General features: G+C 58.8%; 31 protein-coding genes. 8 read left to right on the forward strand and 23 right to left on the reverse strand.

All coding sequences use genetic code 11. From position 1 onward, the window contains the following. Positions 1-85: 85 nt before the first annotated feature. A complete protein-coding gene (locus BMX75_RS00095) occupies positions 86-1,297 on the reverse strand; it encodes a YeeE/YedE family protein (protein ID WP_092824093.1) in 1,212 nt (403 codons plus the stop codon). A 249-nt stretch (positions 1,298-1,546) separates the two neighbouring features. Here BMX75_RS00095 and BMX75_RS00100 point away from each other — a divergent pair, with 249 nt between their 5' ends. Then, complete coding sequence (locus tag BMX75_RS00100; protein WP_066316726.1) at positions 1,547-2,491, forward strand: co-chaperone YbbN; 945 nt, start codon at positions 1,547-1,549, stop codon at positions 2,489-2,491. Between the two features lie 4 nt (positions 2,492-2,495). Here BMX75_RS00100 and BMX75_RS00105 read toward each other — a convergent pair whose 3' ends face one another. Next, the gene (locus BMX75_RS00105) at positions 2,496-3,659 is read right to left on the reverse strand and encodes a MalY/PatB family protein (RefSeq protein WP_092824096.1); all 1,164 of its coding nucleotides are present in this window, start codon (positions 3,657-3,659) and stop codon (positions 2,496-2,498) included. 38 nt (positions 3,660-3,697) lie between these two features. On the opposite strand from BMX75_RS00105, the gene BMX75_RS00110 reads away from it, so the two are divergent. From BMX75_RS00110 to BMX75_RS00130, 5 genes are all read left to right on the forward strand, one after another. Beyond that, positions 3,698-4,129 carry a hypothetical protein gene (locus tag BMX75_RS00110; RefSeq protein WP_092824099.1) on the forward strand — a complete coding sequence of 144 codons (432 nt, stop codon included), beginning with the start codon at positions 3,698-3,700 and terminating at the stop codon, positions 4,127-4,129. Between the two features lie 166 nt (positions 4,130-4,295). Further along, positions 4,296-4,703, forward strand: a complete 408-nt coding sequence (locus tag BMX75_RS00115; RefSeq protein ID WP_066316721.1) for an acyl-CoA thioesterase — start codon at positions 4,296-4,298, stop codon at positions 4,701-4,703. Between the two features lie 39 nt (positions 4,704-4,742). Beyond that, positions 4,743-5,036 carry a hypothetical protein gene (locus BMX75_RS00120; protein ID WP_066316720.1) on the forward strand — a complete coding sequence of 98 codons (294 nt, stop codon included), beginning with the start codon at positions 4,743-4,745 and terminating at the stop codon, positions 5,034-5,036. Between the two features lie 44 nt (positions 5,037-5,080). After that, entirely contained in the window at positions 5,081-5,602 is a 522-nt protein-coding gene (locus BMX75_RS00125) for a DUF501 domain-containing protein (RefSeq protein WP_066316714.1), read from the forward strand. 36 nt (positions 5,603-5,638) lie between these two features. After that, on the forward strand, positions 5,639-6,187 hold the full coding sequence (locus BMX75_RS00130; protein ID WP_092824101.1) for an LOG family protein: 549 nt from the start codon (positions 5,639-5,641) through the stop codon (positions 6,185-6,187). A gap of 14 nt (positions 6,188-6,201) precedes the next feature. Here the strand turns inward: BMX75_RS00130 and BMX75_RS00135 are convergent, their stop codons facing one another. Both BMX75_RS00135 and BMX75_RS00140 read right to left on the reverse strand, forming a co-directional pair. Continuing rightward, positions 6,202-6,702, reverse strand: a complete 501-nt coding sequence (locus tag BMX75_RS00135) for a hypothetical protein (protein WP_092824104.1) — start codon at positions 6,700-6,702, stop codon at positions 6,202-6,204. Positions 6,703-6,736: 34 nt separating this feature from the next. After that, the gene (locus BMX75_RS00140) at positions 6,737-7,225 is read right to left on the reverse strand and encodes a tetratricopeptide repeat protein (protein WP_092824107.1); all 489 of its coding nucleotides are present in this window, start codon (positions 7,223-7,225) and stop codon (positions 6,737-6,739) included. 249 nt (positions 7,226-7,474) lie between these two features. Between BMX75_RS00140 and BMX75_RS00145 the strand changes: the two genes are divergently transcribed. Then, complete coding sequence (locus BMX75_RS00145) at positions 7,475-8,506, forward strand: NADP(H)-dependent aldo-keto reductase (RefSeq protein WP_092824110.1); 1,032 nt, start codon at positions 7,475-7,477, stop codon at positions 8,504-8,506. Between the two features lie 94 nt (positions 8,507-8,600). Further along, on the forward strand, positions 8,601-9,380 hold the full coding sequence (yaaA, locus tag BMX75_RS00150) for a peroxide stress protein YaaA (RefSeq protein WP_092824113.1): 780 nt from the start codon (positions 8,601-8,603) through the stop codon (positions 9,378-9,380). A gap of 8 nt (positions 9,381-9,388) precedes the next feature. On the opposite strand, the gene BMX75_RS00155 is transcribed toward yaaA, so the two are convergent. The 19 genes from BMX75_RS00155 to BMX75_RS00250 all read right to left on the reverse strand — a co-directional run bounded on the left by BMX75_RS00155 (position 9,389) and on the right by BMX75_RS00250 (position 26,070). Then, a complete protein-coding gene (locus BMX75_RS00155; RefSeq protein WP_092824117.1) occupies positions 9,389-9,964 on the reverse strand; it encodes an isochorismatase family protein in 576 nt (191 codons plus the stop codon). Between the two features lie 14 nt (positions 9,965-9,978). Next, entirely contained in the window at positions 9,979-10,992 is a 1,014-nt protein-coding gene (locus BMX75_RS00160; RefSeq protein WP_092824119.1) for a tryptophan--tRNA ligase, read from the reverse strand. Between the two features lie 105 nt (positions 10,993-11,097). Next, the gene (locus tag BMX75_RS00165) at positions 11,098-12,516 is read right to left on the reverse strand and encodes a pilus assembly PilX family protein (RefSeq protein ID WP_092824122.1); all 1,419 of its coding nucleotides are present in this window, start codon (positions 12,514-12,516) and stop codon (positions 11,098-11,100) included. After that, entirely contained in the window at positions 12,513-13,151 is a 639-nt protein-coding gene (locus BMX75_RS00170) for a PilW family protein (protein ID WP_092824126.1), read from the reverse strand. Before BMX75_RS00170 ends, BMX75_RS00165 begins: the two co-directional genes overlap by 4 nt. Then, positions 13,148-13,570, reverse strand: coding sequence for a type IV pilus modification protein PilV (pilV, locus tag BMX75_RS00175; RefSeq protein WP_092824129.1), 423 nt, complete (start codon positions 13,568-13,570; stop codon positions 13,148-13,150). Before pilV ends, BMX75_RS00170 begins: the two co-directional genes overlap by 4 nt. After that, the gene (locus BMX75_RS00180; RefSeq protein ID WP_245748303.1) at positions 13,567-14,070 is read right to left on the reverse strand and encodes a GspH/FimT family pseudopilin; all 504 of its coding nucleotides are present in this window, start codon (positions 14,068-14,070) and stop codon (positions 13,567-13,569) included. Before BMX75_RS00180 ends, pilV begins: the two co-directional genes overlap by 4 nt. A gap of 4 nt (positions 14,071-14,074) precedes the next feature. Next, positions 14,075-14,506 (reverse strand): type IV pilin protein, encoded by a 432-nt coding sequence (locus tag BMX75_RS18280; protein ID WP_092824134.1) that lies wholly within the window; start codon positions 14,504-14,506, stop codon positions 14,075-14,077. A gap of 65 nt (positions 14,507-14,571) precedes the next feature. Beyond that, entirely contained in the window at positions 14,572-15,552 is a 981-nt protein-coding gene (gene ispH, locus BMX75_RS00190) for a 4-hydroxy-3-methylbut-2-enyl diphosphate reductase (protein WP_092824137.1), read from the reverse strand. A gap of 61 nt (positions 15,553-15,613) precedes the next feature. Further along, positions 15,614-16,060, reverse strand: a complete 447-nt coding sequence (gene fkpB / locus BMX75_RS00195) for an FKBP-type peptidyl-prolyl cis-trans isomerase (protein ID WP_092824140.1) — start codon at positions 16,058-16,060, stop codon at positions 15,614-15,616. Positions 16,061-16,085: 25 nt separating this feature from the next. Next, positions 16,086-16,625 carry a signal peptidase II gene (lspA, locus tag BMX75_RS00200; protein ID WP_092824143.1) on the reverse strand — a complete coding sequence of 180 codons (540 nt, stop codon included), beginning with the start codon at positions 16,623-16,625 and terminating at the stop codon, positions 16,086-16,088. Then, positions 16,618-19,449 (reverse strand): isoleucine--tRNA ligase, encoded by a 2,832-nt coding sequence (gene ileS, locus BMX75_RS00205; RefSeq protein WP_092824146.1) that lies wholly within the window; start codon positions 19,447-19,449, stop codon positions 16,618-16,620. The genes lspA and ileS overlap by 8 nt, the downstream gene beginning before the upstream one ends. A 7-nt stretch (positions 19,450-19,456) precedes the next feature. Beyond that, positions 19,457-20,494: a bifunctional riboflavin kinase/FAD synthetase gene (gene ribF / locus BMX75_RS00210; protein WP_092824149.1), complete on the reverse strand. Its 1,038-nt coding sequence runs from the start codon at positions 20,492-20,494 to the stop codon at positions 19,457-19,459. 91 nt (positions 20,495-20,585) lie between these two features. Then, entirely contained in the window at positions 20,586-22,163 is a 1,578-nt protein-coding gene (murJ, locus tag BMX75_RS00215) for a murein biosynthesis integral membrane protein MurJ (protein WP_245748304.1), read from the reverse strand. A gap of 79 nt (positions 22,164-22,242) precedes the next feature. Continuing rightward, a complete protein-coding gene (gene rpsT, locus BMX75_RS00220; protein ID WP_066316664.1) occupies positions 22,243-22,509 on the reverse strand; it encodes a 30S ribosomal protein S20 in 267 nt (88 codons plus the stop codon). A 310-nt stretch (positions 22,510-22,819) separates the two neighbouring features. Beyond that, on the reverse strand, positions 22,820-23,119 hold the full coding sequence (locus BMX75_RS00225; RefSeq protein ID WP_092824151.1) for a helix-turn-helix domain-containing protein: 300 nt from the start codon (positions 23,117-23,119) through the stop codon (positions 22,820-22,822). Next, positions 23,112-23,426, reverse strand: coding sequence for a transcriptional regulator (locus BMX75_RS00230; RefSeq protein ID WP_092824153.1), 315 nt, complete (start codon positions 23,424-23,426; stop codon positions 23,112-23,114). The genes BMX75_RS00225 and BMX75_RS00230 overlap by 8 nt, the downstream gene beginning before the upstream one ends. Before the next feature lie 255 nt (positions 23,427-23,681). Continuing rightward, positions 23,682-25,331 carry a methyl-accepting chemotaxis protein gene (locus BMX75_RS00240; protein ID WP_092824155.1) on the reverse strand — a complete coding sequence of 550 codons (1,650 nt, stop codon included), beginning with the start codon at positions 25,329-25,331 and terminating at the stop codon, positions 23,682-23,684. Positions 25,332-25,503: 172 nt separating this feature from the next. Next, positions 25,504-25,695, reverse strand: a complete 192-nt coding sequence (locus BMX75_RS00245; RefSeq protein WP_092824158.1) for a hypothetical protein — start codon at positions 25,693-25,695, stop codon at positions 25,504-25,506. A gap of 27 nt (positions 25,696-25,722) precedes the next feature. Beyond that, positions 25,723-26,070 (reverse strand): hypothetical protein, encoded by a 348-nt coding sequence (locus tag BMX75_RS00250; protein WP_092824160.1) that lies wholly within the window; start codon positions 26,068-26,070, stop codon positions 25,723-25,725. Positions 26,071-26,112 lie beyond the last annotated feature (42 nt).

A 26,112-nucleotide genomic window follows, 5' to 3' on the forward strand; every position in this document is an offset into this window, starting at 1 on the left:
CGTTTTAAAGCGACAAAAACGCCCCAACCGAGGTTGAGGCGTCAGATAGAAAAACAGGCTGGAAGTGGCGTTATCTAATGGCTTCTCAACATGTTTTCGCCGTCGGCTTGCGCGCGGCTTCACCGGTGAAAAATAACGGGCGCAGTTTGACGCCTGCCATGTTGCCGACAAATGCCGCCACTAACCAGAGCCAGCCATGCAGGCTGCCGGACGCGATGCCACTGAAATAAGCGCCGATATTGCAACCAAAGGCCAGACGGGCGCCATAGCCCAGCAGCAGGCCACCGATGACCGCCGCCAGTATCGAGCGCAGCGGTATCCTGAAGTTCGGTGCAAAACGCCCGGCAAGGCTGGCCGCTGCTAACGCCCCCAGCATGATGCCCACGTTCATTACCGTGGTCACATCGCCCCATACGCTTGCGCCCAGCGCTGCCGCATTACCCGGTGACTGCCAATAGCCCCACTGGGATACGTCGCCGCCCAGCAGTTCGAAGCCTTTAGCGCCCCACAGCGCGAACGCCGAGGTAATCCCCCACGGACGCCCCGCCAGCGCCAGGGTGGCAAAGTTCAAGACCGCCAGGCCAATGGCGCCCGCCACCAGCGGCCACGGGCCCGTTAGCCAGCGCTGATAGCCCTGCTTGTCTACCGGCGCGGCTTGTTCGAGCTTGCCATGGCGGCCTTTTTCCATCACCACGGTAAACGCAGCAATGGCGGCAAACAGCACCAGGCTAATGGCGATACCGCCACCGGCGCCTGCCACATTCACCAGGGAAACGGGCTGAAAGGCGGGCAGGCTTTGCCACCAGGTAAAGTGCGCGGTGCCAATCACCGATCCAACGACGAAAAAGATCAGCGTGATGACCATGCGGGCATTACCACCACCGGCCGTGAACAGGGTGCCCGAGGCGCAGCCACCCCCCAATTGCATGCCCACACCAAACAGGAAAGCGCCGACCAGCACCGAAATACCTATGGGGGCCACAAAGCCGTACACCTCTTGACCAAACAGGGTGCCCGCGCCCAATGCCGGGAAAAACAGGATAACGGCCAGCGTGAGCATCACCATCTGCGCCCGCAGCCCACGCCCACGCCGCTCTGTGATGAACACTCGCCATGCAGACGTAAAGCCAAACGCGGCATGATAAAGCACCATGCCGAATAGCCCACCGACAATCATCAGCAGGCCGGTATTGGCTTCAAAGACCACACCGATGATCAGCGCGCCGAGCACAATCGCCGCTGTGGCGATAAGTGGCACGCGATACGTAGCGGCGGGGGTTTCAGTCGTTGTCGACATACAATCACCTTCAGCAACACCAAAAGCGCCAGTCGCGACACCGGCGCTTTTGGTTGATATGAGTAATAATGACGAGCTTACCGATCGCTAACGATAGCGTAAAATGCTTTATCCAGCATTTTCTATACCATTAAAGAATATAAACGCAGCACCCGGTGACAGGTACGCTTTTTTAGCCGATTCACCTTGAATCCTCGCCGGTGCGGCTGCATATAAAGAATCAAATTTCCTTATATCGCGAGTCCGTTTATGTCATCCATCATTGATCCTCGCACCGGTGAAGCATTGACCAGTCCTGATACGGGTCAGGACAGCCAGGCCAGTGCCGACCAGCCGCCGGTTCGCCCCGAAGACGTCATCATTGACCTCAACGCCGGTAATATCCAGCAAGTCCTCGAAGCCTCGATGAAAGTCCCGGTACTGATGGACTGCTGGGCGCCGGACTCCGAGCCGTCCAAACAGCTCATGGCGGTATTGGAGCGACTTGCGGTCGAGTACGGTGGGGCCTTCCTGCTTGCCAAGCTGGATACCCAGGCCAACCCTGAGATTGCCAGCCAGCTGGGCGTGCAATCAGTACCCGATGTCAAGCTGATCAGCCAGGGCGGCCTGGTCGACGGCTTCCAGGGTGCGCTCCCTGAAAAACAGGTTCGTGAGTGGCTGAATCGCTATTTCCCAGCCCCGGAAGACGCGCCACCCAGCCCGGAAGAGCAGGCCGAAGCGGCGCTCAACGAGGGCGACCCGGCCGGGGCACGGGACATTTACCAAAACCTGGTCAGCCAGTACCCGGACCACTACCCCTACCAGGTAGGTCTTGCCCGAGCGCTGGTCAGCGAAGGGCGCCGCGATGAAGCCCGCAACCTGCTGGACAACCTGCCCCCGGAAGAACGCGACGCCCCGGCTGCTCGCGGCGTTCGGGCGAGCATCGAGTTCGGCGAGCAGGCGCTGTCCAGCGAGGAAATTGCCGCCCTGGGCGACCGCACCGATAGCGAAGCCCAGTACCAGCGCGCCCTGCGCCAGGTAGCGGACGGTCAGTACGAAGCCGGACTGGAGGCGCTGCTGACGCTAATGAAGCAGGACCGTGCCTATAACGACGATGCCGCGCGCAAGACCCTGCTGCAGGTCTTCGACGCCCTGGGGGCTGATCACCCGCTGACGGTCACCTACCGTCGCAAGCTGTTTGCCCTGCTTTACTGATCGTTTAACGGGCTAGCAATGCATCCATGCGGGTTAATGCCGCCTCCAGCTGTGAGGCGGTGGTGCCAAAGTTGAGCCGCACAAACCCAGGGTGGCCAAATGCCGCCCCGTCTGAAAGCGCCACGCCCGCCTGCTTGAGCAGTGTCGCCTGCGGCGATTCACCCAGGCCCGCCTGGCGCATATCCAGCCACGCCAGGTAGGTCGACGCGGGTGGGTTCATCTCGACTCCCGGCCAGGTCGCGACCCGCGCCTTGAGCGTCGCACGATGCTCGCGTAGAACCCCCAACAAGGCCTGACGCCAGGGATCGCCGTGGCGATAAGCCGCCTCCGCTGCTACCAACCCCAGCACGTTGCCATCCGGCAACAAGCCTTTGGTGGCCTGGGCAAAACGCTTCCTCAAGTGGGGATCGGGTATCACCGCACAGGCAGTGGTCAAGCCTGCCAGGTTGAACGTCTTCGACGGCGCCCAAAGCGTAATGGTGCGCTGGACAAGTGCCGGGAAAGCTGCCACCAGCGGCTGGTGGTGCGCCCCTTCGTCAAGCAGCAAATCGCAATGCAGCTCATCCGACACCACCCAAAGGTCGTGGCGTTCGACAAACGCCGCCAATGCGGCCAGCTCGCCATGCGACCATACGCGGCCGGTGGGGTTGTGCGGGTGACACCAGAGCAGCAGACGCGTTTGCGGGGTTACGGCGGCCTCCAGCGCACCGATATCCAGCCGCCAGTTATCGTCGGCGCTGACCGGCGTGGCCAATGCCGCCTGCTGGGGCAACCGGCCGGTACGCTCGGCCACTGCCAGAAATGGCGGGTAAATCGGGGTCACGGTCAACACGCCATCACCCGGTGCCGTCAGCGCCAGGGCCGCCAGATGCAGCGCTGGCACGACACCCGGCAACCACTGTTGCCACTCGGGTTGAATGGGCCACTGATAATGCTTAGCGCTCCACTCGCATAGGGTTTCTGTTAACGTATCAGGCACTTCACCGTAACCATAAACGCCGTGCGCCACCCTTGCGTGTAGGGTCTCTATCACCGCGGGCGGTGAGCGAAAGTCCATGTCCGCAACCCACAGGGGTAGCACATCATCGGCGTACCGGTGCCATTTTTGCGAGGCCCACCCCTCGTCGGGGTAGCGTCGCTCAATGGGCGTGGCAAAATCAAATGCCATCATTGCTCTCACTTATCTAATCGGGGGTGCTATAAAGCATGCCGCAAGATGACTTTTATACCAAGGTTCGCGAAGGGTGCCCGGCACTTTTGCGCCAATGGCGCGCGCTGGGCCAGGCTGATGCTGACCGGCTCGCACTGATTCTGGCCGAGACGGCACGGGTCGCCAAGCTTGGCGAACCCAGCGAGACGCCATCTGGCGACACGCTGGATGCCTGGAGCCAGGCCCAGAACACCGACATTCCATTATGGGCGCCGCGCACGGCGGTATTCCTGCTTAACCAGATGCCCGCACGCCCCGTGCCCAAGAGCGAAGCCGAAGCCTGCGCCTGGGCTTACTGCTGGTTGCGCAACCGCCATTTTGACCACCTGGAAGACGCACACCAAGCGCTGCCCGCTCATTTACAGGCCCCGTTGCAAAATGCGCTGGCAGCGGCCTGGCGGGACCAGCAAGGGCTTCGCCTGGTGTAATGGCGTGCCATGCGCACTTGACCAAGCGCTTGCTTGGGGTAATCCTGAAGCCTGTCATCGATCAACGGTTGGCATTTCCACGCCACTGACAACTGGCGACGAACACCACGTTAACTGATCTGTTACTGACAACCCGTTACCTACAACAAGCATAAAGGATAGCGCCATGTTCACCCGCACCATCGAGCCTGCTTTTTACGATACTGATGCGCTGGGCCATATCAACAACACACGCCTTCCCGCCTGGTTTGAATTGGCCCGTAACGACCTGTTCAGGTTATTCACCCCCGACCTGAACCCGAACGCCTGGCGGCTGATCATGGCGCGGATGGAGGTCGACTACCGTGCTGAACTGTTTTATGGTCACGATATCGAATTACGTACCTACCTGACGCGCCTGGGCAACAGCTCCTTTACTGTCACCCAGGAAGCGCGCCAGCATGGCAAGTTAACCAATGTCGGGCACACCATTCTAGTGCAGTACGATCATCAGGCTAAATGCACCGTGCCCATCGAAGGCGAATTGAGGGAAGCGCTCTCCGCCCATCTACAGGACGCGCCCGCCCCCGCCTGAACCGCGACGCCCCGTCAACGGGGCGGCCAGGAGTGCCCCATGGCGATCCGCTACAATCTATGGCTAGACCCGGACAACACCGCCCAGCACCGCGCCGTCGAGGCCGACCTTGAGCGCTACTTCATGGAACGCTTTGCCGATTACCCGCATATCCGCTTGTTCGGCGCCGACCCCTACGATTATGATGCGCCGTTCAACCGCCTGTACGATGTACTGATGGCGCGAGCGGCTGAATACTGTGAGCGTACCTGGCATTATGTCGCCTCTCCGGAACAGCTCAATCGCTGCTTTTTTCGCGCCGTTGGCCGGTCCACCAAGTTTGTCCGGGAATAACCGATTTCCCTTACACCTGATGACTGCCTGCAAGAGACTCGCCCATGGTGATTCGCACCAATCAAGCACCCGACGAACGCCAACTGGCGATTATTACCCAGCAACTCGGTCGCCCACCCAAGGGCATCGAGGCCGTGACGGCGACCGACAGCCATGGCACCCCACTGGTGCTGCGCATGGCCCCGGTTGTCGAGGGCAAGCCTTTCCCGACGCTCTACTGGCTGTGCTCCGACGTGCTCAAAATCGAGATATCGCGCATTGAAGCCGTCGGCGTTATCAAGTCGCTGGAGCAGCAGCTACAGGACGACCCCGACTTTCTCGCCGCCTACCAGCAAAGCCACCGCGACTACGTTGAAACGCGCTGGGCACTGATGAGCGATGCCCAGCGTGCCGAGGTCGCCGAGCGCGGCTACACCGAGGTACTGACCCAGCGCGGTATTGGCGGCATCAGCAACTGGCAGCAGGTTCGCTGCCTGCACACCCAGTACGCCCACCACCTTTGCGGCAACAATGTGATTGGCCAATGGCTGGATGCTCACTACCAGGTCGACGCCTGTCTGCCTTGAGCCTTCATCTCGGCCCCATCAGCACAAGGAAGCAAGATGTCCCGAATCTGCGTTTATCTTGGCTCACGGGAAGGCAATAGCCCTGCCTTTCGTCACGCCACCCATGAACTGGGCCACACCCTGGCGGCTCGCGGTCATACACTGGTCTACGGCGGCGCCCGGGTCGGGTTGATGGGTGTACTGGCCAATGCGGCACTTGACGCCGGGGGCGAGGTGATCGGCGTGATGCCGGATCACCTGGTCGAACGCGAGCTGGCCCACTTTGGCCTGAGCGAGCTGATCCGCGTGCCCAACATGCACGAACGGAAGGCCACCATGGCCGCCAATGCCGACGCCTTCATCGCGCTACCCGGCGGCATCGGCACCTTTGAAGAGCTGTTTGAAATCTGGACCTGGGGGTATCTGGGCCTGCATGAAAAGCCGCTTGGGCTGCTCAATGTCGAGAGTTTCTACTCGCCGCTGCTGACGTTTTTGAACAGTACCGTCCAGCAGGGATTCATGGCACAAGCGACGCGAGACATGCTGCTTGATGCCGAAACGCCCGCTGCGCTGCTAGAGGCGCTGGAAAGTTCAGGGGATCGTTAGAAAAAGCCCGATACTTACTGGCAAAGCTGCTGGGTGCGCTGGTAAGTCAGTTGCAATAACCGCGCATCTTCACCGGCGCGGTGGCGGTGGATACCGCGCTCGGCGATGACCGCCTCTTTGGTATCGCTCCATAGCGCCTGCTGGTCTTCGCTGAGCAGGATTCTCAGCGCTTCCAGGCGAAAGCCCGGCAGCATGCCCGCGTGATGAAACAGCAGCGATAGCCAGGTATTGTCGTACCCCCAGCTATCGCTATACGCCTTGCCTTCCTCGCTTAATTCGTCGTTCAGCCAGCGTGCCACCTGACGCACAGGAAAACCCTCGCGGTGCAAGCGCTCCCGGGAGATGCCGTGCAGCAACTCAGCCTTGGGGTCCCAGTGCGTCCATTCATCGAGCGGTTGAATAAGAAACGCACAGGTCGTCCCGTCGGGACGGGCAATACCCACCTCGATCGGGTAGCTACCGCGCCCGAAACCGGACGCCTCAATATCCAACACCGTCGGTAGCGTCTCGGACACGGACGACCTCACTTGCGAAAAAAGGGGCGGCACATCATGCCGCAACAGGGTCAGACGGATCAGCGACCAGGCTCTGCCAATAGGCGGCCTGATCAGCATCCACCGCCAGGCCCAGCTCGCCGACCCGGTAGGCATGCGCCAGACGTTCAGCCGCTAATGAATGGCCGGATTGTGCCGCCCGCGCATACCAGGTCACCGCGTAATCATCACGGCTCGGATACTGCGCGCAGCCGGTCTCATAAATTTTAGCCGCCTGATATTGCGACTTTACATCGCCTGCATGGGCAGCTTCCATTACATAGCGCGCCCCGCGTGCTTTATCGTGGGGCGACAGGCTTCGCTGTAACAGCATGTTGCCATAAACAGAAAGCGCGTCGGGATGGCCCGCCTCAGCGCAGCGCTTGAACAAGTTCAGCGTCAACCGCTGAGTACGCGGTGAGCGTGGCAACAGCCAACGATTTTGAAACAGCCTTTCGGCCAGACGAAACTCGAGCCGAATGAACAAAGATGATGCCTGTGGCATGGCCAACCACCCTGCCTGTTTGTGAAACCTTGGGCCAGCCGTCACTCTCTATGAGACAACCAACCACGCGACAAACCGGCCCTTGGCCGGTCAATGGGCTGGCAAGCATACGCCTGCCATGGCGACGACTCAACCCCTCTTATTTGCTGCCTGGCGAACGCCTCGCTAACATGCCCAACAACCCCGACGCGATGCGCTGAAATTCCCGCGCATTCCGCAGGTCATTGTGTTCATACTAGGAGACCCACCATGCAAACGCGACCACTGGGCAGAACCGGGATGCACGTCAGCCGACTTTGCCTGGGCACCATGACATTTGGCGAACAGAACAGCGAGGCCGAGGCCCACGAACAGCTTGATCGCGCCGTCGCCTTTGGCATCAACTTCATTGATACCGCCGAAATGTACCCGGTGCCCCCCAAGGCCGACACCCAAGGGCTGACAGAGCGCTATGTGGGAAGCTGGCTCAAGCAGCGCGGCGAACGCGACGATGTCATCCTGGCCACCAAGGCCGCAGGCCCCGGGCTTGACCATATCCGCGGCGGGCCGCGCCTGACCCGCGACCACCTCTTCAAGGCGATCGACGCAAGCCTTGAGCGGCTACAGACCGACTATGTGGACCTTTACCAGCTGCACTGGCCCGACCGCAGCACCAACTTTTTCGGCAAGCTCGGCTATACACATAACGAAGAAGAAGATGCCACCCCCCTCGAGGAGACCTTGAGTGCGCTCAAGGAGCTGGTCGACGCTGGCAAGATCCGCGCCATCGGCCTGTCGAACGACACCCCCTGGGGCACCATGCGCGCCCTGCAGCTCTCCGACCAGCTTGACCTGCCCCGCGTGGCCTCGATTCAAAATCCCTACAACCTGCTCAACCGTTCTTTCGAGGTGGGCCTGGCCGAAATCGCCCACCGCGAAGATGTCGGGCTTTTGGCCTACTCGCCGCTGGGCTTTGGCGTGCTCTCGGGTAAGTACCTGAATGGTGCCCAACCACCCAAAGGCCGCCTTACCCTCTATGAACGCTTCAAGCGCTACACCTCGCCGGAAGCCGAAGCGGCCACCAAGGCCTATGTATCGTTGGCGCAGGACTACGGCCTCGACCCCGCGCAGATGGCCCTGGCGTTCGTCAATTCGCGTAGCTTCCTGACCAGCAATATCATCGGCGCCACCACCATGGAACAGCTGGAAAGCAACCTGGCCAGCGAAAGCCTCAAGCTCGACGACGAACTGCTGGAAGCGATCGACGATATCCATCGCCGTATGCCCAACCCCTGCCCTTGATGGCAGACAACGCTATCGACCTTATAGCCTCGGCCATCGCCGAGGCTTGGTATAATACGGATCATTATTTCTGCGACGTCCCAAGGAATCTGCCATGTTGAGCGTTATTTCGCCGGCCAAGACACTGGATTTTGAAACCCCTTCAACCACCCACGACGTCAGCCAGCCGGATTTTCTGAGCGACAGCCAAACACTCATCGATATACTGCGCGACTATTCGCCACAGCAAATCAGCGACCTGATGGGCGTCAGCGATAAACTGGCGGGGCTGAACGCGGCACGCTTTGCCGAATGGCAGCCACCGTTTTCGCTGGAAAACGCCAAGCCTGCGGCACAGGCCTTTCAGGGCGATGTTTACACCGGGCTTGAAGCCGATACCTTCAGCGACGCTGAAAACCGCTATGCCCAGCAGCACCTGCGCATCCTCTCGGGGCTCTATGGTCTGTTGCGCCCACTGGATTTGATTCAGCCCTACCGGCTGGAGATGGGCACCAAGCTGCCCAACCCGGCGGGTAAGGATCTGTATGCCTATTGGAAGCCCACGCTCACCTCAGCGCTTGATGCAGCGATTGCCGACAGCGGTTCCAAGGTACTGGTGAATCTGGCTTCCAACGAGTATTTCAAAGCCGTGGATGCCGGAAAGCTGGATGCCCGGATCATTACGCCGGTGTTTAAAGACGAGAAAAACGGCACCTTCAAGATCATCAGCTTCTACGCCAAGAAGGCGCGCGGCCTGATGAGTGCCTGGATCATTCGCCAACAGGTGAACGACCCCGAGGGGCTGAAAGATTTTGACGTGGCAGGTTACCGCTTCGATGCCGCCGCGTCCCAGGGCGATACCTTTGTCTTCACCCGCCGCGAATCGGATCGTTAAGGTTCCCGCTAGAAAAAGCGGACGGTTCTATCGGCACGCGGTTTCAGGAACTGGCGATGCACGGCGCTGAAAGACGCGGTATCGCAGCGGTGAAGCCACTCATAAGCCACCATATCCGCCGAGACCGCCTGCGCCCCAAGGGCGCAGGCTCGCTCGCGCGCCAAGACGGCCTCCTCGGCACGGCGGCTGGCCGTTGCTTCCGTCAGCCAGTAGACCGCATAGCCCTCGTCCAGCAGCCCCAGCGCCGTTTGCAGGACACAGATATGCGCTTCGGTGCCGCATAGCACCACCTGCTGTCTGCCCGAGTCGCTCAGCGCCTCACAAAATGCCGTTTCTTCCATCGCCCCGAAGTGCTGCTTCAGCCAAATCGTTGGCGCCTGCCGTGCTTCCAATAGTGCCGGTGCCGTACCGCCCAGCTTTTCGGGCATCTGTTCGGTCAGCCATACGGGGATGTCCAGGGCATCCGCTACGCCATACAGCCAATGAGCCTCGGCAATGGCCTGGTCACCCCCGTCAATCACCGGCACTAGGCCGGCTTGAAAATCGACCATCAGCAGTAAGCTTTTATCACGTTGCAGGCGCACGCCATCACCTCGTTTTAGTGGAAACGGCCAAGCCCCACGGCAGACCGCAGCCTATCCATGGTCACCGCCGTTTCTTGCCGCGCTCTTTCAGCCCCTTTCTGCAACACCGCTTCAATATGACCGGGGTCTTCCATGAGGGCGTGATAGCGCTCACGGGGTTTTTCCAGGTGAGCGTTGAGGTACTCGAACACCTGGTTCTTGGCATCCCCCCAGCCGATGCCGTTGGCATACTGCTGACGCATGGCCGCCGTTTCCTCGGTTGAGGCAAAGGCCGCATAAATCTGGAACAGCGTACAGGTATCCGGGTCTTTCGGCTCGCCGGGTTCCAGCGAGTTGGTCTTGATCTTGCGCACCAGCTTCTGCAGTTTTTTCTCGGCGACAAACAGCGGAATGGTGTTGTTGTAGCTCTTGGACATCTTGCGTCCATCGAGCCCACCGAGTACCTGGCTCTTTTCGTCCACCACCGCGTTGGGCAGGGTGAAGTAGTCGCCTTTGTACAGGTGGTTGAAACGCCCCGCGATATCCCGCGCCATCTCGATATGCTGGATCTGGTCGCGCCCGACCGGCACCTTGTTGGCGTTGAACATCAGGATATCCGCCGCCATCAGCACCGGGTAGCCGAACAGCCCCATGGTGATGCCCTTATCCGGATCCTGGTTGCCCGCTTCTTCGTTCTCGGCCACGGCGGCCTTGTAGGCATGGGCACGGTTCATCAATCCCTTGGCGCACACGCAGGAAAGCAGCCAGGTCAGCTCGGGGATCTCCGGGATATCCGACTGGCGATAGAAAATGGCGTTGTCGGTATCCAGCCCCAACGCCAGCCAGGTCGCGGCGATTTCCAGCCGCGACTGCTGCACGCGCTTGGGATCCTGACACTTGATCAGCGCGTGGTAGTCAGCCAGAAAGTAGAACGACTGCACGCTGGGGTCCTGGCTCGCCTCGATGGCGGGTTTGATCGCCCCGACGTAGTTGCCCAGATGGGGCGTACCGGTCGTGGTGATACCGGTAAGGACACGGGTCTGACTCATTGGAAGTTAGCCTATCACTGGAATAATGCGGAACAAACCGAGCATTGGAGTCTACCATGCTGGATATTGCAAGTAGAGGCGTCCTCAACCCCTTAATAGCCTTTACTAAAATGGAGCCCAGGCACTGCTTCCTGCTCCGTCAGTTGCGCTACTAGAGCCATCAATAAAACTTCCCTCACCGATAATGCGGCCAGCCCCCCTTACATCCACGCTTTCTCCCCATAAAGCGCCTCTCAAACCGCCACTTCCGCGAATATCAACAGAGGCAAAGGGCGCATAAATCATGGCCATTGCCTGGGAATTTCCGGTAATTTTGACGTTTTCACCTAATGAGTAAACAGCGAACCTTGGCTGCCCACTTTGCGTCTTCACAGATAAATTTTGCATCTGCAACGAACTTTTTAGGTCTACATCACCTGTCACCAGAACTGTTAAGGAACTATCCCCTGCAAATATAAGCCCTTCATCACCACCGCCTCCAAGGGTTAAGTCGCCATCCACAATAAGCACGGCATTCCCTGTTACTGTTAGGCTGCCGTTTGTTTGGTTAAAGTCCCTCGTTCTCATTACAGGATAATTACCCGTTATCATAGGCACTTCTGATACGTCGTAATCTTCAGCTTCTACCATGACTTGATTTTCACCGGGGTTTTTAGACTCATTAAAACCAATAAGCCCATTACCGCTTATTGTGGCATCAACTAAAGGATATCTCCCAACGCGAACATCGCCATATTCATAAGGGCCTTCTTTCAGCGCCTCTGTTTTTCTATCTAAAGAGGCATATACGTCTTCAATACTCAGTGGATCTTGTCTAACAGAGTCAAAAGAGACATTTTCCCGGAAATTTTTTGTGTCATCTTCATCCCAGTAGTTTGGCGAATCAATCGTCCCAGCCGCATCAATTGAGTCTGGCACCGAAGCACCGCCTTTAATTTCCACGTCACCGCTTGTCGTTATCCCTCCACTCACTCGGGCACTTCCCGTTAACCTAACACCACCCTTGCCTGCCACGACCGCTCCGCTACCGAAGCTATTATTACCGCCGCCTCCCTCACCAGGAGAAGAACCTGAACCACCACTGGCATTTGGGTAAAGCACATAATAATCGACAGCTATGAACTCATTCACCGAAACATCTGCATTACGTTTAACTTGCCCAACAATGAGCTCTGAGCTTTTTCCGGCATTTTGACATTCGGCAAAATAATACCCTGCCACCACATTGCTATTTCCAGCCGCCGACTCAATGGCATTGAATTTTGAAAAATTTGCAGACGCGGCAGCATTACGTTGAACTGATTCTTTCAGCGCTCCACAGCTCACATCACTTTCATTTGTTGCATTTTTCTCGCCTCTGACAATCGCCCCGGACTCTGCCGCCATTTGCGCCAAGGTGGCAGCACGATAATTTCCCGCCAAGCGCTCGTCTACCAAGGCAGTTTGCATACCTGAGAGGCCAAGTGTCATGGCGCCGGCAAGTAGCGCCATCACAATCACTAATGCCGCACCCTGCTGTTTCATGGAGCATCACATCCATTACGATTGGTGTTCAAATTCCCATTCCCAGGCACATAACACCGGTCGTTATACATCTGGTCACCATTCATGTAGTAGCCGGGGTTGTTGGGATCGGGTTGACGGGCATCTTCATCGTTTTCATCATTCTCGTCTCGACTTTGCTCGGTACCTAGTACCGCGGCACGATGGGCGACATGGAAGACAATCGACTCACCGTTATTTTCAATCGGCAGTACGACTCGATAAAGCGCATCGCTATCCGATACTGGCTCGCCCAGCTTGCGCTCTTCCACGAGACAATCCGACAAATTTTCACTGGCAAGGTCTTTCCGGAAACTGATCAGCGGCTGGTTGCCTTCATTGGTATCGGCAACGGTGCAGGTGCATTGGTCTTTTTCCTGCACCTGCTCTAACTCACATTCAAGCGTGAAGCGCCCCGGGCCGTTCTGACGGATCTCGCGGGTAACGCGCTGGGCGATAAATACCAGGTTTTCCTGCTTGCGGCTGATCTTGTCAACGTTTTGAAAGGTTTGAAAAGTAGTGAGAAACAGTTGCCCCGCCCCCAGAATGATGATGGTACCGATCACCAGCGCTACCATCAGCTCTACCAGGGTAAACCCGCGCTGAACGTACCTCATTCCAGGTCCTCCAGGCTAGGCAAGCGAAAGCGGGAGTCCAACTTGTCGTCATCACCGCTGCCCAGCACCAAGATGACCGTGAACTGGCAACTGCTACCTCCACTCTCCCGCGTAATATCGCTTTGCGATTCAACGGCGTTGCGCAGCGGCGAATGGTCCTCATCCTGAAACCAATGGTCTTGCCAGACGGTTTTAACCGCCCCGACATCGATGGCATCACAGCCTTGTCCGGGCTCAAGCGTTGCCCAAAGACGCTCCTGGGCATCAACAGCGGCGACGCTGGCCACCGAGCGCTGGTAGCCCTGGGTCGCACTTTGCAGGGCTTTTAGCTGCATGGCGGCCACGCCCACCAGACCCAGCGACAACACCAGCAGTGCAATCAGTGCTTCAACTAAACTGAAGCCACGCTGTGACATCATAAGGGCACCTTGCGCAAGCTGCCGGTTTCACGAACCCGGATCGTCACAGGGTCGATAGCGTCTCCCGAGAGCGTAATCTCGCACTGGCCATCATCGTCATCACAGTCGCTGATATCCGCATCGCCCAGGCTTTCAAACACTAAAGAGAATCTGTCTTCGGGCTGGGTAATCTTGTCGGTTTGCCCTACGCGCATGACGTTCGCCTCTCCGCCGTCTTGAGCGCTTTCGGCCCAGTAACACCACGGGGCGTCGTTGCACGCTTCAGGGCGGCGCGAAGCGTTGAGTTCGTTGGGCGGGGAAAATTCCACCGTGATGGGCCGACGCTGCTTGATCGCTTCGCTGCGGGCAAAGGTCAGCACCGATTGCAGCTGGTTAACATCACCGGCCAGTTGCTGGCGGGCCATGAAGGTAGTGAAAGCGGGCGCCGCGAGTAGCATCAACAATGCCGCGATAGCCAGCACGATCATCAGTTCAATAAGGGTAAAGCCGCGTTGGGGCATAGGCCTACCAGCACTCATCGGGTTCTTGGTTGCCCTTGGCATCCAGTGTCAACGGCGCATCGCAGCCATCGTCCTGGCCGTTCCTGGTCGTTGCCGTCAATGTATAACCACCGTCTCCACCTTCACTGGAAAAACCAATGGCATAGTTTTGCTCAGGTGACTGTTTCGTTTCCAGACAGCTTGCGGCATAGGCATAAGTGCGCGTGTAGCATCGCTCCAGCTCGGACGCTGCCTGCATGAGCCCCGCATGGGCGTCGGTGCGCAGCGATTTTTGGGCGTAGCGGGTATAGCTGGGGTAGGCAATGGCCGCCACGATGCCGATGATGGCCAGCACGATCATTAACTCAATAAGGGTAAAGCCGCGCTGGCCGTGACGTGACAAGGGGGGATGAGAAACGTAATGCAAGCGGCGTTGCTCCTGTATTGGTTGACTCATACCATTTCAGTATGTCGCAAACCCATACGCATTGCATTACGTAGGCTTGGATTGGCTGCCAGGTATTAGCTGCTGGCGATGACCTGCTCGCGCAGTTCACGAGGCATTGAGAAGGTGATCGTCTCTTCCCGGCCGAGCAGCTCCTGGGGCGCGGTGGCGCCCATGGTCTGCAGACGTTCGATGACACCCTTGACCAGCACTTCCGGCGCGCTCGCCCCGGCGGTTACGCCGATGCGATTGATGCCGTTCAACCACTGAGGGTCGATCTGCTCGGCGTTGTCGATCAGGTAAGCGGGCGTGCCCATACGCTCGGAAAGCTCGCGCAGGCGATTCGAGTTGGAGCTATTGGGGCTACCCACTACCAGCAATAGATCGCTATCGGCGGCCAGTTCACGTACCGCGTCCTGACGATTCTGCGTGGCGTAGCAGATGTCGTCCTTGCGCGGCCCCTGAATCTCGGGAAATTTATCACGCAGCGCATCGATCACCTTGGCGGTGTCATCCATAGACAGCGTGGTTTGCGTCACAAAGGCCAGTTGGGACGGGTCTTTGACATCCAGATTGGCGACATCGTGCTCGTCTTCCACCAGGTAGATGCGCCCACCGCTGGCCGTATCGTAACGACCCATGGTGCCCTCGACCTCCGGGTGGCCCTGGTGGCCGATCAAGATGCATTCCTGGCCGCGCTTGGCGTAGCGCAGCACTTCAAGATGCACCTTGGTGACCAGCGGGCAGGTGGCGTCAAAGACTTTCAAGCCGCGCTCTTCGGCTTCCTGCTGTACCGCACGGGAGACACCGTGGGCGGAGAAAATTACGATCACATCGTCAGGTACTTCGTGCAATTCCTCGACGAACACCGCGCCGCGCTCACGCAGCGTTTCCACCACAAAGCGGTTATGGACTACTTCGTGGCGGACGTAGATCGGCGGCCCAAACACATCCAGCGCCCGGTTGACGATATCGATGGCACGGTCGACCCCCGCGCAAAACCCTCGCGGGTTGGCCAGTTTGATCTCGATGGGGTGTGTTTGCTGCTGTGATTGCATAAGTCGCGCCTTGATGCTGAACACCGTTGGATGAATATCGCCCCTGCCGGTAGGTGGGGGCTCAGTGTGTCGTGACCGGCTTCACGTCGAGCACTTCCACCTCAAACGTCAGGGTACGCCCCGCCAGAGGATGATTAAAGTCGACCTCGATCCGGTCGCCCTCGATCGTTTTGACCACACCCGGCAATTCCGTTCCCGCTTTATCGGCAAATGACATCACCATACCAATTTCGGGCGCTTCATCACCGAAGTCGTCACGCTTCAGCGTTTGAATATTCTGCGGGTTATGCTGACCGAACGCATGTTCAGGGGTAATCTCGAAACTGCCTTCCTGCCCCGCGGCCATGCCCTTGATCGGATGCTCAAAGCCAGGGGGCAGATTGCCGTCGCCATACTGAAAGGTAGCGGGCACTTTCTCTTTGGTCGAGTCGACCACCGTGCCGTCTTCCAGCTTGAGCGTGAAGTGCAAGGACACTTCCATACCGTCATCAATTAAATAATCGCTCATTGCGTTACTCGCAGTTGAAAGGAGGTTAGGACCGCTGGGCTTTTTTGCGTCGCCGTTCGCCCACCACCGACTCCCAGATTAGCCCGGCAGCCCCCAGGGTAATGCCAATATCCGCCACGTTAAATGCCGGGTAGTACCAGCCCGCTACGTGGAAGGACAGAAAGTCGACCACATAGCCGTGAACGAGCCGGTCAAAAAGGTTGCCCAGCGCCCCGCCGATGATCAGCGGCAACGCCACGGCCAGCAGCTTTTCGTCGGCCTTGATCCGCGCGAGCCAAATGGTCAGGCCGATGCTTGCGCCAATCGCGATAATCGCAAAGAACCAGCGCTGCCAGCCGGGATGGTCGGCCAAAAAGCTGAACGCCGCTCCCGGGTTATGCAACAGCGTCAGGTTGAAAAACGGCAGTACTTCCACCGGCTGGGCGTAGTTCAACAAACTGCTGGCCAGGTACTTGGTGGCCAGGTCGAGCACGACCACCGCGACTGCCAGCCACAGCCAGCGCAGCGGCCGGTGCATCGGCGGCCGCTGCGAAGGGGTATCAGGCGTATGGGGCGCGTTAGGCATAGTCACGAATCTCGCCGCTGCCTTCGGGGAGGTTGCTGATACAGCGGCCGCATAGATCGGGATACGCCTCATGGGTGCCTACGTCCGGACGATGATGCCAGCAGCGCTCGCACTTGGTGTGCTCGCTTTGCGCCACCGCGACCTTCAGGCTTTCAAGCTCGGTGGCTTCAGCATTCTTGGCCTCAGCCAGCGGTTTAAGCGTTACCTCGCTGGTCAGCATCACAAAGCGCAGCTCGTCGCCCAGCTTGGTCAGCGTCGCGTTGAGCTCGTCGCTCACGTAAAGCGTGACTTCCGCCGCCAGGCTGCCCTTGATCACCTTCGCATTACGGGCATCTTCCAGACACTTGTTGACCGCATGCTTGACTTCCAGCACCTGCTCCCAGAAACCACGCCCCATCACGGCATTATCATCCAGCGTTTCAAGGCCGGTGTAATAGGTTTCCAGCAGGACGCTGTCGCCGCGCTCACCGGGAATGTGCTCAAAGATCTCTTCAGCGGTGAACGACAGGATCGGGGCGATCCAGCGGGAGAGCGCCTCGACTACGTGGTAAAGCGCGGTTTGTGCGCTGCGCCGGGCCAGCGAATCCGCCTGGGTGGTGTACTGGCGATCCTTGATGACATCCAGATAGAAGCCGCCCAGCTCACGGGCACAGAAACCGTGCACCTGCTGATAGACATCCAGGAAGCGGTACTCGTCGTAGGCGGTGTCGATACGCCCCTGCAACTGCGCGGCGCGGTCGACCACCCACTGATCCAGCGCCAGCATGTCGCCAAACGCCACCTTGTCCTTCGCCGGATCAAAGCCGTTAAGGTTGGAGAGCAGGAAGCGGGCAGTATTACGAATACGCCGGTAGACATCCGCGGTGCGCTTGAGGATCTCGTCCGAGACCGCCATTTCGCCGGAGTAATCGGTCGAGGCGACCCAAAGGCGCAGAATATCGGCACCCAGTTTGTCCATGACCGTTTGCGGGACGACCACGTTGCCGATCGACTTGGACATCTTGCGGCCCTGGGCATCCACGGTGAAGCCATGGGTCAGCAACTGGCGGTACGGCGCGTGGCCGTCGATGGCCGAGCCGGTCAGCAGCGACGAGTGAAACCAGCCGCGGTGCTGGTCGGAGCCTTCCAGATACAGGTCCGCCCGCGGGCCGCTTTCATGGCCATGCGGGTGCGAGCCGCGCAGCACATGACGGTGGGTGGTGCCGGAATCAAACCACACGTCCAGGGTGTCGGTCACCTTGTCGTAATCGGCGGCTTCCGCACCCAGCAGCTCCGACGGGTCGAGCTTGAACCAGGCGTCGATACCTTCCTGCTCGACGCGCTTGGCGGCTTCTTCCATCAGTTCAACGGTGCGCGGGTGCAGCTCGCCGGTCTGCTTGTGCAGGAAGAACGGAATCGGCACGCCCCAGTTGCGCTGGCGGGAAATACACCAGTCCGGGCGGTTGGCGATCATGCTGTGCAGGCGCGCCTGCCCCCAGGCAGGGGTAAACCTGGTCGCTTCAATGCCTTCCAGGGCACGCTCGCGCAGGGTTTTGCCGTCCTTGCCCTGGATATCCATGCCCACAAACCACTGGGCCGTGGCACGGTAGATCACCGGCGTTTTATGCCGCCAGCAGTGCATGTAACTGTGGGTGATCGGCGTGTGGGCCATCAGCGCGTTCACTTCACGCAGCTTGTCGACGATATGCGGATTGGCCTTCCAGATCATCTGGCCGCCGAAGAACGGCAGGTCGTCCGCATAAACGCCGTTGCCCTGCACCGGGTTGAGCATGTCGTCAAATTCCATGCCGTGCTCGCGGCAGGTAATGAAGTCATCCATGCCGTAGGACGGCGCGGAGTGGACAATACCCGTGCTGCCGACTTCGGCCTCGACGTAGTCGGCGAGGTACACCGGCGACAGGCGGTCATAGAAAGGGTGACGGAAATTGATCAGATCCAGCGCCGCGCCCTTGGCGGTGGCAATTACCTCACCGCTCAGTGCATAGCGTTCCAGGCAGCTTTCGACCAGGTCTTCCACCAGCAGCAGCAGACGCTCGCCGGTATCGACCAGCGCGTAGGTGAACTCGGGATGGACATTCAACGCCTGGTTGGCAGGGATGGTCCAGGGGGTGGTGGTCCAGATCACCACGGCAGTGGGCTTGGGCAGCGTGTCTAAACCGAATGCGGCCGCCAGCTTGTCGGCGTCTTCAACGGGGAAGGCAACGTCGATAGCGTCGGACTTCTTGTCGGCATACTCGACTTCCGCCTCGGCCAGCGCCGAGCCGCAGTCAAAGCACCAGTTCACCGGCTTCAGGCCCTTGAACACATAGCCCGCGTCGACCATATCGGCCAGCGCACGAATCTCGCCCGCTTCGTTGGCAAAATCCATCGAGCGATAGGGGTGATCCCAGTCGCCCACCACGCCCAGCCGTACGAAATCGGTCAGCTGGGTTTCAATCTGCGCGGCGGCGTATTCACGGCACAGCTCCCGGGCGGTGTCCGGCGCCAGGTGCTTGCCGTGGGTGGTTTCCACCTTGTGCTCGATGGGTAGGCCGTGGCAGTCCCAACCCGGTACATAGGGCGCGTCAAAGCCTGCCAGGTTCTTCGACTTGACGATAATATCTTTAAGAATCTTGTTGACGGCGTGACCGATATGAATGCTGCCGTTGGCGTAGGGAGGGCCATCGTGGAGCACGAACAGCGGCGCTCCAGCGCGGGCTTCGCGCAGGCGCTGGTAGAGGTTCATGTCCTGCCATGTGGACACCCGCCCCGGCTCCTGCTTGGGCAGCATACCGCGCATGGGAAAATCGGTTTCTGGCAAGTTTAGCGTGTGCTTATAATCCATAGTCCGGTCAGCCGTCGTTATCTTCGGCGGAATCGCCCGCCAAGGAGGAATCAGAAGATGCGGTCTCTCGCCCGAGCGGGGCCGAGGCCAGCGGGAATGTTGCGTTTTTGCCAGCAGCGGCGGTCGCAAAGTAGCGCCGCGCCTGACGCTGATCACGCCCAATCTGCGCTTTCAACGCCTCGATATCGTCAAACTTCACCTCGCCCCGCAGCCGCGCGCAGGGCACCACCGTCATGCGCTGGCCGTAGAGATCACCTGAGAAATCGAACAGGTGAACCTCCAGGGTCGGCCGCGTGGCGCCCACCGTGGGCCGAAAGCCAACGTTGGCCACGCCCAAATGTCGCTCGCCGTTTTCCAGTTCGCCAACAACGGCGTATACACCGCGCAGCGTAAGCGGCTGGGGCAGCATGGGCAGATTGGCAGTGGGCACGCCAATGGTTCGGCCCAACTGCTGGTCGCGCACCACCCGGCCATCCACCGAATAGGGCCGCCCCAGCAGGCGGGCGGCGGCGGTAAAATTGCCGCTGGCCAGCAAGGTACGTACCCGCGAGCTGGAAACGCGTTCATCGTCTACCGTAAAGGTACGGGTATGCTCAACGCCAAAGCCCTGTTCGCGGCCCACGGCTTCCAGCAGGGTGAAGTCTCCGCGGCGGTCGCAGCCGAAGCGAAAGTCGTCGCCGACCACCAGGTGCTTTACATTCAGCCCGTCAACCAGTACCTGATCGATAAATTCACGGCCGGTAAGGCTGCGAAGCGCATCGTTGAACGGCAGGCACAGCACCTGCTCGGCACCGTGATGACCCAGCAAGCGGACCTTTTCACGCAGCCGTGTCAGCCGGGGCGGGGCCTGGTCACCGGCAAAAAACTCCCGCGGTTGGGGTTCAAACACCACCACGGTCAGCGGCCCGCCCAAGCGCGCGGCGTGCTCGCGGCACTGCTGCAGGATCGCCTGATGGCCGCGGTGCACGCCATCGAAATTACCGATGGTTGCCACGCAGCCCCGCGATGACGCCGTTAAATTGTGCAAACCTCGAATGACCCGCATGGCACCTCTGCCGTTGCTAGCCTGCTCACCCGCTCAAGAAGCAGGCAGCAAAGCCACCGATTATAACGAACCTGGCCGCCGTCGTGCAGCGTCAGGCACGCATTTTCAAATGCCGCACCCGCAACCCCAGCGCACCCAACCAGGCAAAGTACAGCCCCGCGCCCAGTGCCACCAGCCCTGACACCCAGGCGACCCGCTGCCACAGGCTCATGGCAAGCCAGGCTGTCCACTCGGGCGCGATGACGTACAACGCAATGCTCATCAATGCACAGCCGCCTAAAAGCTGCACCGCAAAGCGCCCCCAGCCCGGCTGAAACACCAGCACGCCTTCCTTACGCAGTAGGTAACCGAGCAGCCCGGCATTCAAAAACGCCGACAGCGCCGTGGCCAACGCTAACCCGGCGTGGGCCAGCGACCAAACCAGCATCAGGTTGAAGACCATATTGGCGACCATGGCAAAGATGGCCACCTTCACCGGGGTCTTGGTGTTCTGGCGGGCAAAAAAGCCCGGTGCGAGCACCTTGATCAGCATAAAGGCCACCAGCCCGACGGCGTAGGCGCGCAGGCTCATCGCCGCCATCTGGATATCGGTATCGGTCATCGCGCCGTAATGGAACAGCGTGATCAATAGCGGCTCTGCCAATACCACCAGCGCCAGCGCGGCGGGCAGCCCCAGCAGCAGCACCATGCGGATTGCCCAATCGAGCATGGCGGCAAAATGCGTGTTTGACTGGTCAGCATGGCGCTTGGAAAGCGCGGGCAAGATCACCGTGCCAATCGCCACGCCGAACACGCCCAGCGGCAGCTCCACCAGCCTATCGGAATAATACAGCCACGACACACTGCCGGCGGCCAACAGCGAGGCCAGCACGGTATCCAGCAGCAGGTTGATCTGCGATACCGAGACGCCAAACAGCGCCGGCCCCATGAGCTTCAATATTCGCCGGACGCCTTCATGCGCCAGGTTGGGCCATGGAGTGGGCATCAACCCCAGGCGCAGCAAAAACGGCACCTGGAACACCAGTTGCGCCACCCCGGCAATCAGCACGCCCCAGGCCAGCGCCATCGCGGGCTCAGTCATCAGCGGGGTGAGTAACAAGGCCGCCCCGATCAGCGACAGGTTCAGCAGCACTGGAGTAAACGCCGGGACCGCAAAGCGGTTCCAGGTGTTCAGCACGCTACCGGCAAAGGCGGTAAGCGAAATCAGCAGCAAATACGGGAAGGTCAAGCGCAGCATGTCCGCGGTCATGGCGAGCTTTTCCGGGTCGCGGCCAAACCCTGGTGCAAACAGCCAGATCAACCAGGGCGCCCCCAGCATGGCAAGCGCGGTAATCAGCGCCAGAATCGCCGTCAAACTGCCCGCCACGGCATTGAGCAGCTCGCGAATTTCCTGCTTGTCGCGCTGGGTCGAGTACTCGGAAAGTACCGGCACAAAGGCCTGGTTGAACGCCCCTTCGGCAAACAGACGGCGCAGAAAATTGGGGATCTTGAAGGCCACGAAAAACGCATCGGCCCCGTCGCCTGCACCCAATAGCGCCGCCACCACCACATCGCGCGCAAGCCCCATGACCCGCGACAGCATGGTCATGGCACTGACTATCAACCCCGAGCGCATCAATCCACGCCCCCGAGGCTGCTCCTGACCTTCCTGCTGCGATTTCGTGGTCATCGCCTTCGCCATCCTTCCCTTGGCAATCCACAGACACAAAAAAACCGGCCGCAGCCGGTTTTTTAAGGCGCCTGCCGGCTTACGCCGCCAGTGCTTTAATGCGCTTGTTCAAGCGGCTTTTCAGACGTGCGGCTTTCTTCTTGGAAAGGACGTCTTTATCAGCGATGCGGTCGATGACCGGCTGCGCCACCTTGAACTCTTCCATCGCCTTGCCATGGTCGCCTGTCTTAACCGCTTTGAGCACGCGCTTAATGTAGGTACGGACCATGCTGCGTTGGCTAGCTTTCAGGACACGACGGTTTTCGGCCTGGCGGGCGCGCTTGCGAGCTTGCTTGCTGTTCGCCACTGGTATCTCCTTGGAGAATAAGGTTGCCGCTAAAGGGCAACGGATTAACTATGTGTTCGTCGCGAGCCGACACGGCCAATGCGACGCTTCCGTAACAACCAATTGTTTTGGCGGCTAATTTTTGTGCAATAAGCCGACCAAAATAGTGTAGCGAGCAGTTCAATTCAGCTGCCCGCTCACGGGTCTTGTCTGAGAGGATGGCATAGTCTATCACGCAGAATGCGGCCTTGCTAGCGGGTTTCAATAACGCAAGGAGATTGCCATCAGCCCTGTGCGGAGCATCAAACCATTAATCTACAGCAGCCGCTTGTTAACGACTGAGTTCAAGATCTTCCCGAATAACTTCTGGGTGGCGGAAAGCAATCTCGATAAGCGCTTTTGCAGGCCCGGAGGGTTTACGTCGGCCTTGCTCCCACTCCTGCAAGGTACGCGGAGAAATGTGCAGTACCTCAGCAAACTCAATCTGAGTCAGCCCAGTTTTACCGCGCGCTTCTGCCACCTCGTTAGGCTCAACACGACTAATTCGCGCCGCCTTGCCCGCTTTCATTTCTTTAACAGATTGGAGCAACTTGTTGCCAAGCTCCTCTGCACTAAGGGTCTCGCTACTCATTTTCCAGTACCTCACGAATCGACTTCAGGATATGCGCGGGTATGTTCTCCTTGACAGCCTTCTTGTAGATCACCAACAACCAAATCTCACCGTTTGCAAACCTAGTGAAGTAGATGACACGAACCCCGCCACGCTTCCCTGAACCCGCTACCGACCAACGAACCTTTCTACATCCACCGCTGCCTGGTACAAGATCACCAATTTCAGGATTGGCCGCCAGCCAAGTGAAAAAAGCACTTCGCTCCTCCTCATTCCAGATCTTTCTGGCATCCGCTTCGAATGTAGGGGTTTCGATGATAGTCAACATGAAGACTATTATACGTCAATGACGTATCTTTGCAAGATTACGACGTGAAAGGTTAACCGCTCACGAACCTGCTCTAGCTTTTCCCATGACAGGTCATTGCGCTGAGCCAGCAGATTCCTCATCCATTCCTCAGCCCAGACCCAATGACTGATCGAGAGATGAGAGCTCATCAAGCGCTTCAAGCCGTCGCTGATCAATTTCATTTTTATAGGCCATCACATCCATGTACTTTACTTTCCGACTGATCTTACAATCCTAAAAAGCCTCCCACTCAGGCTCACTTTTCTGGGCACTGCGTTGCGGCGTGGCCTGCTTGGGCAGCGACTGAGACGCGGCGCCTGAGGCATCGCCACTAAGCTTGAACGCATCCACCAGGCGGGTGAGTCGGTTGGCTTCCTGCTGAAGGGACGCCGCCGAGCCGCTGGTTTGCGACACCAGCGTGACGTTCTGCTGCGTGGCGGAATCCATCTGCGTCAGCGCCGTGCCCACCTGTTGAATGCCGGATTCCTGCTCGCGCACGGCCAGCGAAATCTCGTTCATCAGCCCTGACACCTGGCGGATAGCCTCCACCGTATCCTGAATCCCCTCGCCGCTGCGTACCGCCTGCTCGGCGCCGCTGGCGATACGCTGGCTGATATCCGTGATCATCTCACGAATCTTTTTGGATGAATCCGCGCTGCGGCTGGCGAGGTTGCGCACCTCGCTGGCCACCACCGCAAACCCACGGCCATGTTCACCCGCGCGCGCCGCCTCGACCGAGGCATTGAGCGCCAGGATATTGGTCTGGAAGGCAATCGAATCGATGACTTCCACAATCTCGCCCACCTTGCGGGAACTGGTCTCGAGCTCGCGCATCAACTCAACAGAGCGCTGAACCTCTTTGACGCCTTTCTCGGCTTTTTCTGCTGCCTGGCTGGAAATGGTATCGGCATTGCTGGCCGACTCGCTGTTCTGGCGCACGATCGAAGACATTTCTTCCATGCTGGACGCCGTTTCCTGCAGAGCGGACGCCTGCTCCTCGGTTCTGGACGCGAGGTCCTCGCTACCGGAGGCAATCTCGTTCGACGCCACATTGACATTGCGGGCACCGTCGCGCACCGCCTGGAAGCTTGTATCCATGCGCTCAATAAAACCATCAAACTCACTGGCCAGCTCACCAATCTCGTCGCGCCGCTGGCTATCAATACGCGCTGTGAGGTCGCCCTCACCCTGGGTAATATCGCGAATGCGCCCACTGACCTGGCGAATCGCCCGGGACATCAGGTTCGGCCCCACCAAGGCGATGGCGAACGTTGCCAGCAGCACCAAGGCAGTGAAGCCCATCACCCAGCGTTGCTGAACGGCGACTGCCGCCAGTGTTTCTTGTTCCAGCGCCAGGCCGCGCGCATCGGCGCTTTCCCCGGCCATGTTGTAAAGCGCCCGCAACGAATTAAAGGCCGCTAAGGAGTCGCCTTCCAACTGCGCCTCGGCGGCATCAAGCTCGCCGTCTGCATGCAGGTCGAAAACACGCTGGGACGCCGCCTCCCATGCCGTGAAACGATCCTCGAACGGCTCAAGCCCTTCGCTTACCTGCGGATATGCCTCTAGCAACGTGAGGAAGTCATGCATTCGGTCGTACGCCTGCTCGGCATTTTCGCGGTAATCGTCGTACTGAGCGCTTGCCCCCTCACTGCCCGGCGCTTGACGTAGTACTTCAATTTCGGCCACCCGTGCCTGGTAGAGATCGCGGTCCGCATTGAGCACCGCTGAAACGGCCGGGTTAAAGGAGCCACTGAACGCCGTCATGCGTTCGCGTATCGACTGGACAAGCAGACTATCGACCACCACGACGCCCAGCAGCGACAAGGCCACCAGGATAAACGCCAGGGTGTATTTCACATTGATCTTGTGGAGTTTCTCCAGCATTGCATCACCTTTTGATTGTCTTGCTTGTTATGGTGATAGCCAACCCTGGCAGAATGTAGCTGTGTCCTGTTTTTTATACTATCGGCTTCGACACGGTGGGCTTGAGTACACACTGTCTAGAAATGTTGCCTTCAAAAGACGTTGTATCCGAGGGGGGAACTCAGCGACTTTATCAGTCTAACATCGCCTGGGTATGCTCGCGCTGCTGCTTCACGGCACTGTCGACAATATCCAGCAGGGCCTGGAAGTCTTTCGGGGATGTTTGATCCAGGCCGTGTATTTCGGCACGCTCGATTGTCGCTTGGGTATCGCGAATTAGCGATTCTAATTCCTGCGCGACGCGTTCGTGTTCATCTGAGTTCATAGTTGGCTCACTTGTTCAGCCGTTGCATTATTGGCCTTGCTGTAGACGCTGCACGCGGTCGTATAATGCCTTGGCACTTTCCACTGCAACGGTTTCGTGTTTATCCAAAGCAAGTGTTACATCGTGGTGATCATCACGGGTGACGGCCTCCAATTCCGTTCGGTAGCGGCTTAGCAAGTGCTGAAGGTTCATACGGATCATCGTCAGCTCCAGCTCGAACTCTATTTTCAGCTTTTCCGTACTCTCTTTTTCCGCGGGCGATTGGCCTGCCGTGATCATGGCTTCCAGGGTGTTGTTAATCTGTCTTTCCAGAGCGTTGAGCTTGGGAATTAAATCGTACATCACCTCGTGGGCAGAAATGCTTTTTTGGCTCATTGGATAACTTCAGCCTATGCCACTTGCCGGTTTATCTTATAA

It is taken from the genome of Vreelandella subterranea, from assembly GCF_900111305.1.
Lineage (GTDB): Bacteria > Pseudomonadota > Gammaproteobacteria > Pseudomonadales > Halomonadaceae > Vreelandella > Vreelandella subterranea.